General features: G+C 40.5%; 12 protein-coding genes, 14 tRNA genes and 2 rRNA genes. 3 read left to right on the top strand and 25 right to left on the bottom strand.

Annotated elements, in window-relative coordinates; translation table 11 throughout:
* Positions 1-40: 40 nt before the first annotated feature.
* The 3 genes from hutH to BME96_RS03480 all read right to left on the bottom strand — a co-directional run bounded on the left by hutH (position 41) and on the right by BME96_RS03480 (position 3458).
* On the bottom strand, positions 41-1537 hold the full coding sequence (hutH, locus tag BME96_RS03490; protein WP_071648272.1) for a histidine ammonia-lyase: 1497 nt from the start codon (positions 1535-1537) through the stop codon (positions 41-43).
* Positions 1538-1823: 286 nt separating this feature from the next.
* Positions 1824-2390, bottom strand: coding sequence for an NADPH-dependent FMN reductase (locus BME96_RS03485; protein WP_071648271.1), 567 nt, complete (start codon positions 2388-2390; stop codon positions 1824-1826).
* Positions 2391-2402: 12 nt separating this feature from the next.
* Positions 2403-3458, bottom strand: a complete 1056-nt coding sequence (locus tag BME96_RS03480) for an LLM class flavin-dependent oxidoreductase (RefSeq protein WP_071648270.1) — start codon at positions 3456-3458, stop codon at positions 2403-2405.
* 153 nt (positions 3459-3611) lie between these two features.
* On the opposite strand from BME96_RS03480, the gene BME96_RS03475 reads away from it, so the two are divergent.
* Positions 3612-3965 (top strand): winged helix-turn-helix transcriptional regulator, encoded by a 354-nt coding sequence (locus BME96_RS03475; protein ID WP_019377002.1) that lies wholly within the window; start codon positions 3612-3614, stop codon positions 3963-3965.
* A 146-nt stretch (positions 3966-4111) separates the two neighbouring features.
* On the opposite strand, the gene BME96_RS03470 is transcribed toward BME96_RS03475, so the two are convergent.
* Entirely contained in the window at positions 4112-4513 is a 402-nt protein-coding gene (locus BME96_RS03470) for an RDD family protein (RefSeq protein ID WP_019377001.1), read from the bottom strand.
* A gap of 131 nt (positions 4514-4644) precedes the next feature.
* Between BME96_RS03470 and BME96_RS03465 the strand changes: the two genes are divergently transcribed.
* A complete protein-coding gene (locus tag BME96_RS03465) occupies positions 4645-5211 on the top strand; it encodes a Maf family protein (RefSeq protein ID WP_071648269.1) in 567 nt (188 codons plus the stop codon).
* A 355-nt stretch (positions 5212-5566) separates the two neighbouring features.
* On the opposite strand, the gene BME96_RS03460 is transcribed toward BME96_RS03465, so the two are convergent.
* Positions 5567-7384 carry a hypothetical protein gene (locus tag BME96_RS03460; protein WP_071648268.1) on the bottom strand — a complete coding sequence of 606 codons (1818 nt, stop codon included), beginning with the start codon at positions 7382-7384 and terminating at the stop codon, positions 5567-5569.
* Positions 7385-7386: 2 nt separating this feature from the next.
* The gene (locus BME96_RS03455) at positions 7387-9333 is read right to left on the bottom strand and encodes an efflux RND transporter permease subunit (RefSeq protein ID WP_083547404.1); all 1947 of its coding nucleotides are present in this window, start codon (positions 9331-9333) and stop codon (positions 7387-7389) included.
* A 268-nt stretch (positions 9334-9601) separates the two neighbouring features.
* Here BME96_RS03455 and BME96_RS03450 point away from each other — a divergent pair, with 268 nt between their 5' ends.
* Positions 9602-10171, top strand: a complete 570-nt coding sequence (locus BME96_RS03450) for a TetR/AcrR family transcriptional regulator (protein ID WP_082388048.1) — start codon at positions 9602-9604, stop codon at positions 10169-10171.
* Positions 10172-10303: 132 nt separating this feature from the next.
* Here BME96_RS03450 and BME96_RS03445 read toward each other — a convergent pair whose 3' ends face one another.
* The 19 genes from BME96_RS03445 to BME96_RS03355 form a co-directional block, all read right to left on the bottom strand.
* Positions 10304-12235 carry a fructose-bisphosphatase class III gene (locus tag BME96_RS03445; RefSeq protein WP_040954448.1) on the bottom strand — a complete coding sequence of 644 codons (1932 nt, stop codon included), beginning with the start codon at positions 12233-12235 and terminating at the stop codon, positions 10304-10306.
* 199 nt (positions 12236-12434) lie between these two features.
* Complete coding sequence (locus BME96_RS03440; protein ID WP_071648266.1) at positions 12435-13625, bottom strand: DUF4317 domain-containing protein; 1191 nt, start codon at positions 13623-13625, stop codon at positions 12435-12437.
* Positions 13626-14082: 457 nt separating this feature from the next.
* Positions 14083-15180: a metallophosphoesterase family protein gene (locus BME96_RS03435; RefSeq protein ID WP_071648265.1), complete on the bottom strand. Its 1098-nt coding sequence runs from the start codon at positions 15178-15180 to the stop codon at positions 14083-14085.
* Positions 15181-15602: 422 nt separating this feature from the next.
* Positions 15603-15686 (bottom strand) — tRNA-Leu (locus BME96_RS03430).
* A gap of 7 nt (positions 15687-15693) precedes the next feature.
* Positions 15694-15767, bottom strand: a tRNA-Cys gene (locus BME96_RS03425).
* Between the two features lie 9 nt (positions 15768-15776).
* Positions 15777-15851 (bottom strand) — tRNA-Gly (locus tag BME96_RS03420).
* 3 nt (positions 15852-15854) lie between these two features.
* A tRNA-Gln gene (locus BME96_RS03415) sits at positions 15855-15929 on the bottom strand.
* 25 nt (positions 15930-15954) lie between these two features.
* Positions 15955-16027 (bottom strand) — tRNA-His (locus tag BME96_RS03410).
* Between the two features lie 10 nt (positions 16028-16037).
* Positions 16038-16111, bottom strand: a tRNA-Trp gene (locus BME96_RS03405).
* 22 nt (positions 16112-16133) lie between these two features.
* Positions 16134-16218, bottom strand: a tRNA-Tyr gene (locus BME96_RS03400).
* 21 nt (positions 16219-16239) lie between these two features.
* Positions 16240-16315: transfer RNA gene (locus BME96_RS03395), tRNA-Phe, on the bottom strand.
* A 38-nt stretch (positions 16316-16353) separates the two neighbouring features.
* Positions 16354-16430: transfer RNA gene (locus BME96_RS03390), tRNA-Asp, on the bottom strand.
* A gap of 47 nt (positions 16431-16477) precedes the next feature.
* Positions 16478-16554: transfer RNA gene (locus BME96_RS03385), tRNA-Met, on the bottom strand.
* Positions 16555-16575: 21 nt separating this feature from the next.
* Positions 16576-16651: transfer RNA gene (locus tag BME96_RS03380), tRNA-Val, on the bottom strand.
* A gap of 4 nt (positions 16652-16655) precedes the next feature.
* Positions 16656-16730, bottom strand: a tRNA-Glu gene (locus BME96_RS03375).
* A 16-nt stretch (positions 16731-16746) separates the two neighbouring features.
* Positions 16747-16838: transfer RNA gene (locus tag BME96_RS03370), tRNA-Ser, on the bottom strand.
* Positions 16839-16840: 2 nt separating this feature from the next.
* A tRNA-Asn gene (locus BME96_RS03365) sits at positions 16841-16915 on the bottom strand.
* A gap of 36 nt (positions 16916-16951) precedes the next feature.
* Positions 16952-17067 (bottom strand): 5S ribosomal RNA (rrf, locus tag BME96_RS03360).
* Positions 17068-17221: 154 nt separating this feature from the next.
* Positions 17222-20137: ribosomal RNA gene (locus tag BME96_RS03355) — 23S ribosomal RNA — on the bottom strand.
* Positions 20138-20473 lie beyond the last annotated feature (336 nt).

Below are 20473 nucleotides of genomic sequence, written 5' to 3'. Positions count from 1 at the left end.
AAAAAGATCGGCCATTAACCGATCTTTAAATTTCTATATGTTAGCAACCAAAGTCGAAAGTAGTTTTGTTCATCCAGTCAGCAAGGTTTTCGATATCTTTCGAGAAAACTCTATCTAGCTGAATAGATGGTGCGACAGATCTACCTTCTTTGTATAATCGTTGAATCGAAGGGGATGCCATTTTTTTATCCCGGTATTCCAGTGCCTGCATGCCACAGAATAGTTCGATTGCCAAGACTTTTTGTGCATTCTCAATAATTTGATGCGCATGTCTTGCGCCAATCGTTCCCATACTTACATGATCTTCCTGATTGGCCGAGGATGGAATGGAATCCACGCTCGCAGGATGTGCCAAGGTTTTATTTTCAGAAACCAGGGATGCAGCCGTATACTGCATGATCATTGCACCTGATTGCAGGCCAGGATTAGGACTGAGAAATGCCGGCAAATCATTCAATTGTGGATTAACAAGTCTTTCAATTCTACGCTCAGCGATGTTTGCTAATTCTGCAGCAGCAATTTTCAAAAGATCCATTGCAATCGCAATGGGCTGGCCATGGAAGTTACCACCTGATACAATTGTTTCCCCATCATCAAACAAAAGTGGGTTATCAGTAGCTGCATTCATTTCTATCTCTAATTTTTCTTTTACATAAGCTAAGGCTTGTCGTGACGCTCCATGCACTTGAGGAATACACCTTAAAGAATAAGCATCCTGCACACGCTTTTCTCCCTGTGTAGTCACTAAATTACTACCTTTGGTAATTTCCCTGATCCGATACGCAACTTCAACTTGTTCAGGATATCCTCTTGCCTGGTGAATTGCTGGGTGAAACGCATCTATAATTCCTTCAAGTCCTTCCAACGTCATAGAAGCAATCCAATCTGCTTGGTTCGCAAGCTTTTCTGCTTTTATATAGTTAACAACACCCATTGCAGTCATTGCCTGTGTGCCGTTAATTAGCGCAAGACCTTCCTTTGCTGTTAATGTTAAGGGTTCATACCCTTTCTCCTTGTACATTTCCTTCGTTTCTTTTATCTTGGATCCATCATAAACCTCACCCTCACCTACAATAACGAGAGCTAAATGAGCTAAGGGAGCTAAATCTCCAGAAGCACCTAAAGAACCCTGACTGGGAATTACAGGAATAATGTCTTCATTTGCAAGATCTCTTAAACGTTCTACAATACATGGACGTACTCCTGAAAAACCTTTTAAAAGGGCGTTTAGCCTTAGAACTACCATTGCTTTGCTCACTATTTTCGAAAAGGGAGCACCAACACCACAAGCATGTGAACGAATTAAATGTAACTGAAGTTCGTCTACATCCTTCTCTTTAATCCGCACATCACTAAATTTGCCAAACCCTGTATTAATTCCATATACTGTACTTCCTTCTTTAACAATTCGTTCCACTGCATAGCGACTTTTTTCAACTTCGCCCATACTTTCTTTATCGATCTCTACCTTCTCATCCCTATAGCAAATCGCTTCCATATCATTTATTGATAGCTTCGATCCATTTAAATAAATCATACCATTCTCCCATCCAGATTAATTACTTACCGAAGAAATTAATCTCTACACTTTAAACGTATTGTAATAGGGATAAACGTTCATGTCAATAAATTTACAGAATATTTAGTATATTAATTCATTAAAACAATAGTTCATTAACGTAGTGCAGTAAACATTTGTTATTCATTTATTTTTCATTTAACAAGCCAGAGACGGCTGACAAGATACGTAGAACAAAATTTTTCCATATATAAAAAAACAGCTTGCACAATACCTTTGTAACAAACTGTCTCTTTTATACCAACTAAAAGTCATATTCTTCTTCTTTTTGTTCTCGGATTGCCATAAATGTCTTGGATAGAAGTACCGTATCTTCCACTAAACGATCCATACGAAAGAGGACATCATCATTTACAATTTCTTTTCTATGAAAATCCGCCTCTTCGATAAATACATACGTCTGTACAAGCTGGGCCTTCATATATGCGAGTATTGGTTTTAGCTGTTGTTCCGCAATTAAATAATGCTTTGCCGAACCGGCAGTAACTAGCATACTGACAACTTTCTCTCGAAAAGCATTTATGGGAAGTAAATCAAAAATGTTTTTTAGGGTTGCAGGGATGGACGCTTGAAAAATCGGAGTTCCAATAATAATTGCATCAGCTTCCATCAGATTTTCCAAAACAAATTTTGTATCTCCTTCATACTCCATATAATTGCGTCCGTCGCTAAATTGAATATCATATGATGCCAAATCAATGAGTTGAAAATCTTCTTCCGGATACTTTTCTGTAATTATTGAAGCAGTATAGTCCATGGCTGTTCTTGTTTTCGTTCCAACATTGGAACCAGATAATCCTACAATTTTCAATGCTATTGCTCCTTACTTTGCTGTATATTTTTTTATAGCTGGTAAGATTTCAGTACCGATTATTTCAATATTTTTTTGTAACTTATCAAAAGGCATACCCCCAAAATCAATTTGAGCGATATACCGCTGATGACCAAAAGTTTCATGCTGATAAAGGATTTTTTCAATAATTTCCTGTGGACTTCCGATATTCATGATATTATGTGGGTCAACGCCTTGTGCAAAATGCTGTTTCGGAAAGCCCTGCCCGTTTGTTTTTTTCATTCCTTCATTAATATAAGGATACAAATCTCTTAACGCTTGTTGGGAGGTCTCTGCTGCATAGAAAAATCCTGCTGTTGCAACTGGCAGCTCATCGGGATTATATCCACGACTTCTAGCTGCATCACGGTAAGCGTCAATTGAGCGTTTAAATAAAGTTGCCGGTCCCCCAAGATGGGCAAGGAACATCGGAACACCTGCATACCCTGCTTTTCTCGCACTAGCTGGAGTACCACCGACTGCCCGCCAAATTGGCAGTGAACCATTTTTTGGGCGAGGAAGCACTTTTGCATTCTTTAAGGGAGCACGAAATTCTCCTTGCCAATTTACTGTTTCTTGCTCGTTAATTTGTAACAAAAGATCAAACTTCTCTTCAAATAATTCTTCGTAATCACGGACATCATAACCAAGCAGATCAAATAGACCGATTCTAGATGCTCTACCGGCGACGAGTTCCGCACGTCCGTTTGATATTAAATCAAGTGTAGAAAAGTTTTCAAATACACGAACCGGATCTGATGTACTTATAATCGTTGAGGAACTGGCAATCTTAATATTTTCTGTTGCTTGGGCAATGGCAGATAAAACTACAGCATGTGCTTGGGTAGCAAAATATTCCTGGTGACTCTCTCCTACACTAAAGAAGTCTATTCCTGCCTGATCAGCCAGCTTAGCATATTCAATGATTTCATGAATGCGTTGCTCTGCTGAAATTCTATTCCCTGTTAAAGGGTCAGGTAAATGATCTCCTAATGTATATATTCCGAATTCTAATCCCTTGTTAGGATTAATTCCGTATTTTTCCATTATTTTATCCCCTTCATTTTCGCATTTATTGTTTATAGGGTAAAGGTTTGCTGTTTATTTATCCAATGTTATTATAGACAATATAAACCTATAAAGTAAGTACGCACTTTTAAGTGGTATAGTATCAAAAAAGATACTAAAGGAGGGAAAACAATGGACAAAGTCCCTGAAGAATGTCGCGTGGAAGATGCGCTCGGCATTTTAGTAGGAAAATGGAAACCAATTATATTATTACATCTTTTGCAAGAGGGGACAAAACGATTTAGCGATTTAAAACGTAGTATGCCTGGCGTAACGCAAAAAATGCTTACAAAGCAACTTCGTGAACTGGAAGAAGAAGATATTATTCAGCGTGTAGTATATCCTCAGGTACCTCCAAAAGTGGAATATTCCATTACAGAGTACGGTAGAAGCCTTGAACCAATACTTGAGGCCATGCATGAATGGGGTACAAAACACACAGCACATAAACAAGAGAAGCAAATAAACCAAATTAAACAAAATTAACCTTTCAACTCAACCTCTAGAAGGAGGGGGTTAATTAAAATTTGATGTACAAAGCCCATAAGGTAAGAAAAGCAAGTGTATAGGAGTATTATTACTAATAAAAAAAACCAGCTACCGTAAGCTGGTATAGTAGTCTAGCGAGGCTTCTATTGTACTGTCTCCACTTCCTTTACTTTCGTTGCAGAATAGTGGTCATGAGGCATAATTGCTCCCTCTTCCTTATCAAAGCCTTTAGGGTTTCCTAAGTATGCAAATGTACTGATCGTATCGCGGTAGGCCATTCGTTTTAAAATTTGACGAGAAGTTGGCAGTCCGCCATTTTCATTTTCTAAGATGAGTCCCAACTGCTTATAGCCAATTGTTTGGCCATTTCTGCGCAACTGAGCATATTCCAAAGACCACATAGCTACGGTTGGTGTAACTAATGCATGGAATGCCTCATTTTTAATTTTTTTGCGCAGGATAAACTCTGCCCCTGCAGTTACTGCGGTAGATATAGCCAAATCTATGAAGAAAGCCTTGGTACGTTTCTTAGTAATTTCATTCATAGGTAAAACCTCCTCTTTATTTCTATAACAATACGAATTCTAGCAGGATAGGTTTCACTAATTTAGAAATATATAAGCTCAAGAGCTGCATAATAAGAAACACACACGTAGAATTTCAGGAGGCATAAAAAATGACAAACAAATTAATTCTGGCATCTTCCTCACCTAGAAGACAGGAACTTTTAAAGCAAGTAAAAATCCCTTTTATCCAGCGATTACCAAACATAGATGAATCATTAGTAGTGACCAATGATCCAGTAGAAAAAGTCAGGCAGCTAGCCCTAAGAAAAGGGCGTGCTGTTTCTTTTGAAAGTAAGAACGAGATCATTTTATCTGCTGATACGGTTGTTTCTCATAAACAACAGATATTTGAAAAGCCAAAGAACAGAGAAGATGCTGTGCAAATGATTTCTGCCTTAAGTGGTGATATTCATGAAGTGTTTAGTGGTGTTATGATCCGCTCCCAAACGGAGGAAGTAATTTTCACGGTTTGTACAAAAGTAGAATTTTTGCCATTATCTAAAGAAGAAATAGAATGGTATACAGCCACTGAAGAACCTTATGACAAGGCAGGAGCTTATGGTATCCAAAGCATTGGAGCTATGTTTGTTAAGCAAATTGTCGGAGACTATTTTAATGTTGTCGGGTTACCACTCTCTCGAACTGTCAGAGAACTAAACAGGTTTTCTATTTACTAGAAATGTTGATGATAAATAAGAAACAGCTGAAATTTTTAAGCTTAGTCCCCACTCTACATGTAGCGGGGAACTAAACTTTTAATTTCTTCCACCACGAGCATTAGATTTTCCTTTGGAACGTCTTTGTTCATTAGGCAATTTAGCTTTATTGTTCTTTTTCTTCGGTGCGTGTGAATCCTTACCCATAATTTTACCTCCATTTGTTTTAACACTCGTTCGTACACCTGTATTGTTAACTGATAAAATAAAATTATTCTTTTCTGCAGATACCATGGGTCGTATAAAAGATGGCAAGGATGGAAAAATTATTCCCATCCCTGCCATTTTTTGTTTATACGCTATAATGTTGCGCTGATCAAGTGAACAAATCTTTTAAGCGAGCCCAGAATCCTGTTTCCTTTTTAGCTGGTTTTTCTTTTGATTCTGGCTCTTCATGTTTAATACTCTCTGTTTTTAAAACAAACTGAACGGAATTTACATTCTTATTTTTAGCAGAGACAAAGGATACTGCTTCAAAGTCTGATTTATCATATTCGGACATCATTTCATCGATTTCTTTTGTCATCTGTTTAGGTAAGTCCTTAGTTGATTCATGCAGCTTGGATGTACCATTATGAAGCTCACCAACACCGTCTTCCAGTTTTTCTGCTCCGTCTGCCAACCCACCAATGCCAGTGTGGATGTCTTGATAAGAACCAGATAGCTGGCTTACTCCATTCGTATATTCGATCAGTCCCGAATGGAATGTATTATAGTTATTAGATAATGCTGCCAGCCCTTCCTGCAATTGTGCAATTCCCTCAGAAACATCGAGGCTCTCTATAGAAGAAGATACTTTGGCAGCCATCGTATCTATATTGTCTGCCATATCTTGAAGTGAAGTGACAACACCTTCTAACGTCCCACCTACAGAATCAAAAGCTTGCTTTACTTCATTATAGGTCCCCTTTGCCTTACGTGCAGCAGTATACGTATCCACTAACTGTTTAATCGTTTTCTCGTCAGCTCCGGAATTATACAACTTCTCAATATCCTCTTCAGAAATATCATTTGAAGATATATCATTCATGGCTTGATCTAGTGCACTATAAGCTTTAGCATAATTGTCTTTTAATGTTGTTAGTCCCTTGGCTGTTTCCCTTAAGCCTCCTGAGATCTGTGAAAGACCTTTCGTCATTTCTCCCAGCTTACTTAAATCTATTTCTTCTTCTCCACCAATTGAGTTACTCATTTTCTTCAGGGCTTGTTTCATCTCATTTGAGCCATTAACCAGTTCAGAAGAAGACCCGCTAAGGCCTGCTATTCCATTTTTGTATTGATCTGAGCCGCTTTTTAATTCCGATGCACCTTTTTCAAAAGAAGCAACATTATTATTAAGCTTGCTCACACCATTATTTAAATCTGCAATAGTTCCAGTCAGAGATTTCATATCTCCTGTCATTTCATCGACATCTGGCTCATCAATGGACATATTAGAAGGCACTCCTGTGATTTCAATCCCGTTTAATTCAAAATCAACTACATCAGCTTCTACCTTAAATTCACCTTCTTTTTCAGGCATAACAGTAAACGTAACTTGTTTATTTTTACCGACATTGGCGATCGTACCCTCTTCAGTCTTTATATTACTGTATACTTCTGAATCAAGCGTCAGAGAAATTTGTAATAAATAATTCTCAAAAAACTCAGTGTTACCTGCTTCGTTAGCAGAGGTTTTTATTCGGACTTCCACATGTCCACTTTTCCCTGCAAGCTCTTTTGGTGCAATTTCCTTTCCATCTAAATAATAAGAAATAGAGAAATTCCACGGCAATTGCTGATTATCTAAATTCCCCTGATAATAAAATTTACCCTCAGGAGCTGCGACATTTACCTTTTTACCAGCCTGCTTCAATTCAGAGTCATCTGTTAAGTTTTTCAGGTTTGAATAATTTCCATAATCAGCCACTTGGCCTGCTTGAGAAACATCCAACGTGTTTACAACATATATATTTTGTGTGTTTCCATTCGCATTAAATGTAGCATAGACTACTTCATCCTTTGATGAAACCTTCCCATCTTTCTTTGTTGCAGCTTCTGTGCTTTTACCATCATTTGTAGAGGCTGTTACTAAAAGTGACGGCAATACAAGTAACACAGCTGCAAGGACAAACAATATCTTTTTTATATTCATCATCATTTCTCCTTATAAAAGTTTGCTTTCCAGGTTGTCTTTTCAATAATCTTATCGAATACCAACAGCATCGCCGGCAGGAATAATACCACCATAATAAACGCTAGCAATGCGCCTCTTCCAAGTAGTAAGCCAATGGATGAAACGACCGGATTAGAAGAAGTGATCCATAGAATAAAACCGACACTGGATAAGATAGAAGCAGAAATAGCAATAGAGAAAATTTTCTCGTCAAGGGTCTTCTTTATCGCTGCAAGGGCTGGCATTTCTTTTCGATTCTCTTTATATGCCTCCGTTAACAGAATGGCATAATCAACCGTTGCTGCGAGTTGAACCGTACTTACAATCAGATATCCTACAAAGACAAGCGAAGAGCTTGTAAAGTAAGGAACAGATAAATTAATCCAAACAGCTGATTGAATGGTCAAAAGAAGGATAATTGGAAAAGAAATCGACTTAAAGGTGACAAGCAATACAAGTGCAACTGTAATAACAGTTAACAAATTTACCAATGTATTATCTTTTTGGACCACATTTTTCATATCATACAGGGTAACACTTTCACCAAGTGCATAAAATTCTTTTCCATAATAATTTCCAGTGGTCGCTTCCACATCCTCAATTAAGTCAAAAGCTATATCTCCCTCTGTATCTGTATTTGTTTGCAGGATGATTCGACTGTAATTCTCTGAATAAAATTGTTCAGTAACAGACTCATCCAAATATTCAGGAGGAATGGCGGGACTTACTGTATTTACATAGGATAGAACGCTTGTTACATGTTCCATTTTCTCTAAGTCTTGCACCAATTCTTCTTCTTTTGCAACATCCCCTTTTGGTACAAGTAAGACCATTGAGGTACTTTTTCCGAATTCATCTTCAATTTTTACCACATCACTACCTGCTCGAGTTGTTTCGGGTTGTTCACCAATCCCATAAATGAAACTCGTTTGACTTTGTGCTAAGAAAGCAGGTACCAGAAGTAAGAACACAAGAATCAGACTTGGGATTTTTAGCTTTATAACTTTGCTTCCAATATTTTTAAAGCTTGGAAGCAATGGCTGATGTTGGGTTTTATCAATCCATTTATAAAACATGAGTGTTAGAGCAGGCAAAAATACCATAACACTAATAAAGCTTAATACAATTCCTTTTACGAGGTTGACGCCCAAATCCGATCCAATCTCAAAATTCATGAACGTTAATGCCATAAAACCGAAAAAGGTGGTTGAGGCACTGGCGACAATTGCCGGGAAGGACCGCTTCATTGCCAACCGCATTGCTTCCTTAGGATCGGACACTTCCTTTCGATAGTCAGAAAAACTATGAAGAAGAAAGATAGCATAATCGAGTGAAACCGCAAGTTGTAAAATAGGTGCAACAGATTGGGTAACAAAGGATATTTCTCCAAGAAAGATATTTGTTCCTAAATTTATTAATACAGAAACTCCAATTGCTGTAAGAAAAAACAGTGGTTCCACCCATGAGCTTGTTGAGATCACCAAAATAATGATGATGATTGGTATTAATAATGCTGCTGCGTACATCGTTTCAGTAAAGGCCATGGTTTGTTGGGTTGCTGTATTAAGTGCCTCCCCTGCCATAGCATTGTTGTCCTCACCAATGAGGTCATAAATCTTATCTGTAACAGCTACTTCATCTCCCTCACGGATACTAAAGGAGAATAGAGCGTTACTATCCTTATAATAGGACTCTACTGTGTCTTCATCAGCCATCTCAATAGGGGTTTTGATGTCAATCGCATCATCCAGCCATGTAACATCAGACACGCCATCAATGGCTGCAAGCTGTTCTTTATAAGCGAGTGCCTCCTGAATGGAAACGTTATTGATCATGACACAAGTATTGGGTACCGCCCCATCAAATTCCTGTTCCATCACATCCATTGCTTCTGTAGATGGTGCATCTTCAGGTAAATAATCTACCATATTGTAATTGACAGCCACCGCAAATTGAGCAACGGCGCTGATTAATGTAATTATAAAAAAAGTAAGTACAATGGGCTTTTTATGTTTAATAATTCGAGCCGCGATGTTTATTATGGTTCACCCTCTCTTGCATTTTGAAAAATTCCACTATATCATTATATAAACACCGTGTTGTTTTTACAACAAACAGTTTTATAAAATACGTATGTATTCCAACATGATCGGTTATTGTGTTGGAATACAATAAAATTTTTAGGAGCGATTCACCGTGACTTCCGAAAAGCTGGATAGAAGAAAGAAATATACCCGCATGGTATTAAAGGATAGCCTAATGAAACTATTACAGAACAAACAAATTTCAGCCATTACAGTAAAAGAAGTATGTGAACTGGCAGATATTAACCGTTCCACCTTCTATGCACATTATGCTGATCAGTTTGATCTCTTGGAACAAATCGAGGAAGAACTGATTGAGGATCTGAATATGTATCTAAGCGGATACGATTTTGAGAGTGAGGACGAATCTTTACAAATGACGGAGAGATTAATTGAATACTTTGGTTCAAAGCAGGATGAATGCCAGACTCTGCTTAATATAAACGAGGATTCCTCTTTTCAAACAAAAGTAATGGACGTAGCTCAGCATTTTCTTATGAAAAATTGGATGGAGGTAAGCCGACTTGATCATGATATGTCTGAATATATAAGTTCATTCATTATAAGTGGAAGTATTCAAATTATGAAGGTTTGGCTAAATAATGGCATGGATAAATCGTCCAAGGAAATGGCACAGTTAATTACAAATCTCGTTAACCAAGGATTGAGTGGGTTGAAGTAGGGTTATTCAACGGTATTTCAGATCCACACAACATATTTCCTTAATTGTAGAGCTGAAGCAAAGAACAGACTAAAAAAGAGCCATTAAATCGGCTCTTTTTTAGTCTGTTTTAAATTAATGGCATCAAAGCTTTCACTTCATATAACGATCTTCAAGCAAACTATTCAACATGAAGATCTCTTGGAGCAATTCCTCACCAACATTCGTTTCTAGAACTTTCTTTCTTTCTAACTCTTTATCTACCAATCTTCTAACTGATAAGACATCCGTTCCGTGCAATAGAACATCTTCCTTTGAAGTGAACTTTTGATGTGCCACAAGCTGCATACCGTAGGAGTTATATAATAATGTGTAGCCTGCAATCCCTGTTGTAGACTGATACGCCTTGGAAAAACCTCCATCAATGACGATCATCTTCCCATTTGCTTTAATTGGGTTTTCTCCATCAATCTCTTTTACAGGGGTATGGCCATTTATAATATGACCTTGATCTGGATTCAAACCGAATTCCATTAATATTTTCCGGCAAATATCCTCGTCTTCTCTTAAATAATAGTAAGGATTTTTTGTTTCTTTATGTGTAGTTTTGTCGCTGATAAAATACCTCTCAAATGTCGTCATTTCTCTTTTCCCAAAGAGGGATGAACGCTCCCCTGTCCATAAATACCACACCATATCTGTCGCCAAATCATCTGTTTCTTCAGGATGGGCAAATGCCTTCCGTAAATAATGTTCAAATACATCCAGCAATTCGCGCCCTGCATACGTTTTATTTTCGATGCCCATTTCTTCCATATTCCCTTGCTCATCAACTGGGATACAGCCATGAATTAATAAATTTCCGTTATATTTCAAATAAAGGCTGCCTTTTTTCATCAGAAATTTCATGTGACGAGCGAGCTTTTCAGAATGCTGCACAGAGAATAGCAGTTTATCAATTACTTCTTTTTCTTCGGCCAATAATTCTCCAGGCTGGTCTGGATTAACCGTAGCAAAACAGGTGTTTTCCAGTGGGTATGTTTTATCATCAATGGTGACTTCCTTGTTTTTATAATCCACTCTCTCCAGCAATAGCCTTCTTTTCATATTAAAATTAGGACGTCTCTTAATAATAGGCATCTCCAATTTAAATTGAATCATTGCAATGGCTTGATGAATTTTAGTAATTTGCAGTGCTTCCTGTTCGGATAGCTCTTTATCTGAATTACGCTTTGGACGAAATGCCGGATTATCTCCATAGTATTTTTCTGCAAGGTTTTGAAGTGGACGAAGATTAATACCATACGCATCTTCAATAATATCCAAATTATCATAACGGGCACATATACGAATGATATTGGCAAGGCAAACCTTTGAACCGGAAAATGCCCCCAGCCAAAGCACATCATGATTCCCCCACTGAATATCAACCGAATGGTAGTTTATGAGTGTATCCATAATTTTATCGGGTTCTGGTCCACGATCATAAATATCCCCCACCACATGAAGATGGTCAACAATTAATCGTTGTGTCGTATACGCAAGTCCGGTAATGAGCTTATCTGCCTGCCCGAGGGAAATAATCTGTTGTACAATCTGACTATAATAGTACTTCTTATTGGTATATTCATTCGTTTTATAAAGCAGTTCTTCAATAACGTAAACAAACTGCTCCGGCAAGGCTTTACGTAACTTTGATCTCGTATATTTAGAGGAAGCGTAAGAAATTAATTTTATGAAATACTCTATCGTTTCCGAATACCAATCATTAAGTTTCTGTTGATCGGCAAAATTATTTTTAATCAATCGCAGCTTTTCTTCCGGATAATAAACCAATGTGGCTAATTCGTTCATCTCTTCTTCTGTCAATTGGTCTACAAAAATATCCCTTATTTTTTCCTTCACTTTTCCTGAACCATTTCTTAGCACATGTTGAAAAGCCTGATATTCTCCATGTAAGTCACTGACAAAGTGCTCTGTACCCTTGGGCAGATGGAGAATCGCTTCCAGGTTAATAATTTCCGTTACTACTTTTTCTTCACAATCGTATTCTTTTGCCAACAAATCTAAAAAATTCTTTTTCAAGTGATTCCCTCCCCATCAAAAGGTTTATGCTTCTTTTGTCTGTATAGATCAACTGATTTAATGTCTGCCCTTTTTACATAATGGCTACTCTTTAATGATAGTTTAAGGGTAGTCTACCAACTCCGCAAGCGTTTCCACGAAAATGAATAATGCAATAATCTGGAGAGGAGCTACTACCGCTCCCCTTTCATCCAAAAAACTATTCCTCTTTATCTACCACTTTCTGAACGAGTGCTTCCGGAATCATCTCAAATCCTTCAATGATCGTGTTTTCCTCCACTTCGATCATAAGGCTGATCTTCCCATTGAAGTGTACTTGGCGAACATATCTTAAGTCTTGCGGACTAACTTTAATATCCGCTACCTTTGTTTTTATTTTAATAGATTTTGATGTGTATTTCGGTACAATACTACTAGCTTTTAATTCATATTTTTCATCGTCAATGACCGTTTTAAAAGCTTCTTCCACCTTCTCTGTTTCAATATCTTTAACTCCACTGCTCCTTAATACCTGCTCAACATCCTTATAGTCAAACTTCGGTATCTCTTCCTCTTCATTTTCTTCAATGGTCCGATGAATTTCATCATACACATTGGAAAGCGTAGATGTATTGATTTGATCACCAGCAACCTTTTTTACGATTTCCTCGAAAACAACCTTATCATCCTCAGCGGTCATTGTTTCTTCGGCATTTAAAACTTCTTCGATGAAATGATAATCCAGCTCATAGGCTTTTCCTGCTGAGTAAAGCACATGATTGACATCTGCTGCGCTATCCGAAAAGCACGGGAATAAGAATCCCGACATAGGTGCCTTCAAATTAATAATTGGGTCTACGACGATATTATATTTGAATTCCTTTTCCACATAGTCAAACAGCAGTTCTTTCTTCGGGTCCTGTGTCTTGTTCATACTTCCCATAATAAAGGAGTGCGAATAAACCGCATCTCTTGCATTCTCTTCGGACTCCTCATTACTGCGCTTCATCGGCTTCATATATTCACCACGAATGAAGGTAATGACAATGTCCATCTCATATTGCTTGTCTTTCAACATTTTCTCTACAAGACGAAGCATTTGGTTATTCCATTCCTCTGTATCATTACTTAATAGACCCTGATGTAAAATAAGCTGGCTACTATCTTCCACATCACGCTGAAACTTCAACTCAAATAGTTTCTCATCCATTTGCCCAGACAATACTTTCTTAAAGTTAGCCAAAAAGAGCTCCTTTTGCTCATCCTCCAGTAACTCAAATGGCACACTTTGATAATGATAAATCTCACTAGATTCCTTCATAACATATACATTAAAAATCTCATGTATTTTTAATAAGTCATTATTCACTTTAAATTGTTTACGAATATTTGCGATATCTTTTTTATTCAATCCTGTTTCACTCCTAAGGCTAATACATATATAACTCTATATCTATTCTATCATTTTTTAGCATGTGTGATTAAATTTAATAGAAAATAAAACGCAATGTGGAAAGGAAAGTTTTGTGCTAGTATTCCTTCATTAGTAATAAATTAAGCGACAGAATCCGTCAAGAATATCTTACATATTCACCAACTACCTAATTCCATTACAAATTAATTTCTAGATTTCTTTCAATTAAGATTCCAAGATTTTTCAAATTCCGTCTTCTTCTTTGCCTGTTATAATAAAGAAGAGATCAATTTCATAGGGGAAGGGACAGAATATGTACCTAACACGTCTCTAAGCTAAACATAAGGGAAAAGACAAGAAAAAAGAACAGCCAGATTCATCTCTTATCAGGACTGTTCTTACTTTTAAAATTAACCTTGCAATTAATATCTAATTAGATTTATTCAAGAATCTCTTATTCAATCCCATAATCTCTAGCAAAGACCATTTGTGTATCGACAAATACATCTTTATCTTTTTCATCCAATGTGAACACTCGAGCTCCACGCAAACGGTTATTTTCCTCGCCACCAAGGCCATACGCCCCAAACCCAGTACTTCCTGCGTAACCAAGCTTAATACCGTAGTAATCACCAACGTATGTATTAATATGGTCATGGCCGGCGAATACACCTTTAACATCCCCGCGTTCTAGCATTGCTGAAAACATACCACTGTTAAATGGACCAGTACAAACACATTCATTTTTCTCTCCGGTTATGTTATGCTTTTTTATTGCTTCTTGATGACTTGCTTGATTAGCCTGGTATGGGCGAGCAAACCACATATACTCAAATTCCGGAAGTGGGATATGCATGAAAGCAAGCGATGGAACTGGATAGCCGTTCTTCTTTTCAAGTTTTTTTGACGTCTCATAATACCACTCGACTTGATCCGTTTTTAGCCAATCATAGGTTTGATAACCTTTAAAATCTTGACCTGCTACTTCATCTGGAGCATACCTTCCACTGTCGAATAACCAGATGTTAAATGCGGCTTTTGCGTTTTTGGAATTCCTGATTTCAATCGAATTATTGCCGGTTCCTGTAACACCTTTTGGGCCAGGCTGGTTCATATTATGTTCATATGACATATAGATATCAAGCATCTTTTCTTCATCTATACCAGTCTTAAATGTATGATCTTCATCGTGATTTCCGAATGTAATTGCCCATTTCACACCACGTTCTTCCATAGGCTGCGCAATATTGTCTATTGCTTTTTTAACTTGTTTTTTGTTTTTTACATCACCTTGTATCATATCACCGTTAATCACAACAAAATCAGGTTTTTCTTCATCTAGAGTTTTCTCCATTAAAGCAACAGTTCGTGGATCAATATCCTCGTCATCCTGCGTGTCGTTAAACTGTACAATCTTAAATTTCCCGTTACTGTTAAATTGCAGTTTTTGATTCTTGTCTGTTTTACCTTCCACAACGTTCATAGAAAAACCAAAAGTGAAAATGAGTGCTAGTCCAAGTGTAATCGTACTAAAAATAGCTTTAAATTTCACACAAAGTTCCTCCTTTAGTAAGTCTTGTCTCAATACTATCAATCATTTATTAACTGACAATAAATTGTGAATTAAGGTTTAGTAAAGATAATTATTTTGTGAGAGACAGGAGTTTAGAAACGAAGAGATGGTTTCCTCGTTTCTTCTATATAAATACGCTTATTACAATTAACAACCTTTTAATTTATCAACTAGAGCTAATGCAATTATTGCCTTTGCGGATGTATGTTTTATGAGTTATTTCTTTGTATATCTCGATTTTTAACCATAAAAAAAAACTCCCCTTCGTTCGTTCAAAGAAAAGCCCCTGTTTACAAATGGACAGGAGACTAGCCACACACATACTGCGTAATATGAACGCAAAAAAGACGACCCTCTAACGAATAAATTTCGCTAAAACGTCGTCGTATTTATATCTATGATACCGGTGGTCGGGGTCGAACCGACACTCCCGTGAAGGAACGGGATTTTGAGTCCCGCGCGTCTGCCAATTCCGCCACACCGGCATGTTCATGGAGGCGGTAACCGGATTTGAACCGGTGATAAAGGTTTTGCAGACCTCTGCCTTACCACTTGGCTATACCGCCATAATATATTGGAGCGGAAGACGGGATTCGAACCCGCGACCCCCACCTTGGCAAGGTGGTGTTCTACCACTGAACTACTTCCGCAATTGGCTGGGCTACTAGGATTCGAACCTAGGATACACGGGATCAAAACCCGATGCCTTACCGCTTGGCTATAGCCCAATATAAGATATTGAATATTAAAAGGGGCGACCGGTGGGGATTGAACCCACGCGTGCCGGAGCCACAATCCGGTGCGTTAACCACTTCGCCACGGCCGCCATATTAAAATGGCAGGGGTAGTAGGAATCGAACCCACATCAAAGGTTTTGGAGACCTTCGTTTTACCATTAAACTATACCCCTACTTATATGTTAAAAAGATAAATGGTGGAGGGGGGCAGATTCGAACTGCCGAACCCTGAGGGAGCGGATTTACAGTCCGCCGCGTTTAGCCACTTCGCTACCCCTCCATATTTATAAAGACAAAAAAATGGTGGCTCGGGACGGAATCGAACCGCCGACACAGGGATTTTCAGTCCCTTGCTCTACCGACTGAGCTACCGAGCCATTTAGTTGTAAAGTACCAACATGGTATTAAATAATAGTGGCGGTCCGGACGGGACTCGAACCCGCGACCTCCTGCGTGACAGGCAGGCATTCTAACCAACTGAACTACCGGACCATATTAATTTGCACTCTTAAGTGCTATTGTCATTCAATGAATTAATTTGGTTGCGGGGGCAGGATTTGAACCTGCGACCTTTGGGTTATGAGCCCAACGAGCTACCGAACTGCTCCACCCCGCGATGTGAATAATTTAAAATTAATGGTGGAGGATGCAGGGCTCGAACCTGCGACCCCCTGCTTGTAAGGCAGGTGCTCTCCCAGCTGAGCTAATCCTCCATGTTGGTGACCCGTACGGGATTCGAACCCGTGTTACCGCCGTGAAAGGGCGGTGTCTTAACCGCTTGACCAACGGGCCATTAATATAAGTAAGGTGGCGGAGAGCGAGGGATTCGAACCCTCGAGGCCGCGGTAACGGCCTACACGATTTCCAATCGTGCTCCTTCGGCCACTCGGACAGCTCTCCATTGGCTCCACAGGTAGGATTCGAACCTACGACCGATCGGTTAACAGCCGATTGCTCTACCACTGAGCTACTGTGGAATAATCCAATATAATGATCAACTTTTTATTGAATATGCCTGGCGGCGTCCTACTCTTGCAGGGACAAAGTCCCAACTACCATCGGCGCTGGAGAGCTTAACTTCTGTGTTCGGCATGAGAACAGGTGTGACCTCTCCGCTATTGCTACCAGACCATTTCAAACTTGATCCGAGTTACTTAGGAATTTTTCATGACAATCATTATTATAATTGTTTCTAGGAAAAAATCAAGTATTTATTGTAAATATGTATGATTTATACCCTAAAAACTAAATAAGAGAAAAACAACGACGATCAAAGAAGAAAATTAGTTAAGTCCTCGATCTATTAGTATCCGTCAGCTCCACGTGTCACCACGCTTCCACCTCGGACCTATCAACCTCATCGTCTCTGAGGGATCTTACTCACTCGAAGTGATGGGAAGTCTCATCTTGAGGGGGGCTTCATGCTTAGATGCTTTCAGCACTTATCCTTGCCACACGTAGCTACCCAGCTATGCTCCTGGCGGAACAACTGGTACACCAGCGGTGTGTCCATCCCGGTCCTCTCGTACTAAGGACAGCTCCTCTCAAACTTCCAACGCCCACGACGGATAGGGACCGAACTGTCTCACGACGTTCTGAACCCAGCTCGCGTACCGCTTTAATGGGCGAACAGCCCAACCCTTGGGACCGACTACAGCCCCAGGATGCGATGAGCCGACATCGAGGTGCCAAACCTCCCCGTCGATGTGAACTCTTGGGGGAGATAAGCCTGTTATCCCCGGGGTAGCTTTTATCCGTTGAGCGATGGCCCTTCCATGCGGAACCACCGGATCACTAAGCCCGACTTTCGTCCCTGCTCGACTTGTAGGTCTCGCAGTCAAGCTCCCTTCTGCCTTTACACTCTACGAATGATTTCCAACCATTCTGAGGGAACCTTTGGGCGCCTCCGTTACCTTTTGGGAGGCGACCGCCCCAGTCAAACTGCCCGCCTGACACTGTCTCCGGACCGGATCACGGCCCTGGGTTAGAATGGTCGTACAGCCAGGGTGGTATCCCACGGATGCCTCCACCGAAGCTGGCGCTCCGGTTTCCAAGGCTCCCACCTATCCTGTACAAGCTGTACAAACATTCAATATCAGGCTACAGTAAAGCTCCACGGGGTCTTTCCGTCCTGTCGCGGGTAATGCGCATCTTCACGCATAGTATAATTTCACCGGGTCTCTCGTTGAGACAGTGCCCAAGTCGTTGCACCTTTCGTGCGGGTCGGAACTTACCCGACAAGGAATTTCGCTACCTTAGGACCGTTATAGTTACGGCCGCCGTTTACTGGGGCTTCGGTTCTGCGCTTCGCGTAAGCTAACGCTTCCCCTTAACCTTCCAGCACCGGGCAGGTGTCAGCCCCTATACTTCGCCTTTCGGCTTCGCAGAGACCTGTGTTTTTGCTAAACAGTCGCTTGGGCCTATTCACTGCGGCTCCTCCTTAAAGGAGCACCCCTTCTCCCGAAGTTACGGGGTCATTTTGCCGAGTTCCTTAACGAGAGTTCTCCCGCTCACCTTAGGATTCTCTCCTCGCCTACCTGTGTCGGTTTGCGGTACGGGCACCTATGAACTCACTAGAGGATTTTCTTGGCAGTGTGAAATCAGGAACTTCGGTACTCTATTTCCCTCCCCATCACAGCTTGAAATTGTTGGACGGATTTGCCTATCCAACTTTCTCACTGCTTGGGCGCACACATCCATCGGTGCGCATTCCTTATCCTACTGCGTCCCCCCATCGTTCAAACGCTCATGAGGTGGTACAGGAATATCTACCTGTTGTCCATCGCCTACGCCTTTCGGCCTCGGCTTAGGTCCCGACTAACCCTGAGAGGACGAGCCTTCCTCAGGAAACCTTAGGCTTTCGGTGAAAGAGATTCTCACTCTTTTTTCGCTACTCATACCGGCATTCTCACTTCCAAGCGCTCCACCAGTCCTCACGGTCTGACTTCACAGCACTTGGAACGCTCTCCTACCATTGTTCGTAAGAACAATCCGCAGCTTCGGTGATACGTTTAGCCCCGGTACATTTTCGGCGCAGAGTCACTCGACCAGTGAGCTATTACGCACTCTTTAAATGGTGGCTGCTTCTAAGCCAACATCCTGGTTGTCTGGGCAACTCCACATCCTTTTCCACTTAACGTATACTTTGGGACCTTAGCTGGCGGTCTGGGCTGTTTCCCTTTCGACTATGAACCTTATCACCCATAGTCTGACTCCCAAGTCTAAGTAGCTGGCATTCGGAGTTTGACTGAATTCGGTAACCCGATGAGGGCCCCTAGTCCAATCAGTGCTCTACCTCCAGTACTCATTCCTTGAGGCTAGCCCTAAAGCTATTTCGGAGAGAACCAGCTATCTCCGTGTTCGATTGGCATTTCACCCCTACCCACACCTCATCCCCGCATTTTTCAACATACGTGGGTTCGGGCCTCCAGTCAGTGTTACCTGACCTTCACCCTGGACATGGGTAGATCACACGGTTTCGGGTCTACGACCACATACTCAAATCGCCCTATTCAGACTCGCTTTCGCTGCGGCTCCGTGTCTTCCACTTAACCTTGCATGGGATCGTAACTCGCCGGTCCATTCTACAAAAGGTACGCCGTCACCCATAAACGGGCTTCGACTACTTGTAGGCACACGGTTTCAGGTTCTCTTTCACTCCCCTCCCGGGGTGCTTTTCACCTTTCCCTCACGGTACTGGTTCACTATCGGTCACTAGGGAGTATTTAGCCTTGGGAGATGGTCCTCCCGGATTCCGACGGAATTTCTCGTGTTCCGCCGTACTCAGGATACACTCCGGAGAGAATTCCTTTTCGATTACAGGGCTCTTACCTGCTGTGGCTGATCGTTCCAGATCGATTCATCTAAAGAATTCCTTTGTAACTCCAAAGGAGTGTCCTACAACCCCAGAAAGCAAGCTTTCTGGTTTGGGCTAATTCCGTTTCGCTCGCCGCTACTTGGGAAATCGCATTTGCTTTCTCTTCCTCCGGGTACTGAGATGTTTCAGTTCCCCGGGTCTGCCTCACATAGCCTATGTATTCAGCTATGCGTACTGTTCCATTACGAACAGTGGGTTCCCCCATTCGGAAATTCTCGGATCGATGTCTACTTACGACTCCCCGAGACATATCGGTGTTAGTCCCGTCCTTCTTCGGCTCCTAGTACCAAGGCATCCACCGTGCGCCCTTATTCACTTAACTATTTTTACAATGAATAAGCGTGCTAATTTCTTAGCCTTGCTTTTATTTAAATCTAGCTTTGGCTCCTAGCGACTAGCGCGACTTCCTTCCCCTTCGTACAATAAGTCAACATCGATTCATTTACATTCATCGTGTTTCCTTTATCTCCTACGGGTCAGTCCAGTCCGTACGTCGCTGAGCAGTCGCCTCAGCTTTTTATTTGATGTCGTTGTTACTCTTATTTAGTTTTCAAGGTACAAAAAGAGAGATTCGCTCTCTCAAAACTGAACCAAACAACCATGTATGTCCTTACCGGAAGACCCGAAGGCCTGGGCCTGCAGGATGCAGGTCATGCCG

It is taken from the genome of Virgibacillus halodenitrificans (assembly GCF_001878675.1).
Classification (GTDB): domain Bacteria; phylum Bacillota; class Bacilli; order Bacillales; family Amphibacillaceae; genus Virgibacillus_Q; species Virgibacillus_Q halodenitrificans.
The sequence above is the reverse complement of the archived record's forward strand: the minus strand, read 5'-3'. Positions and strand labels throughout refer to the sequence as shown.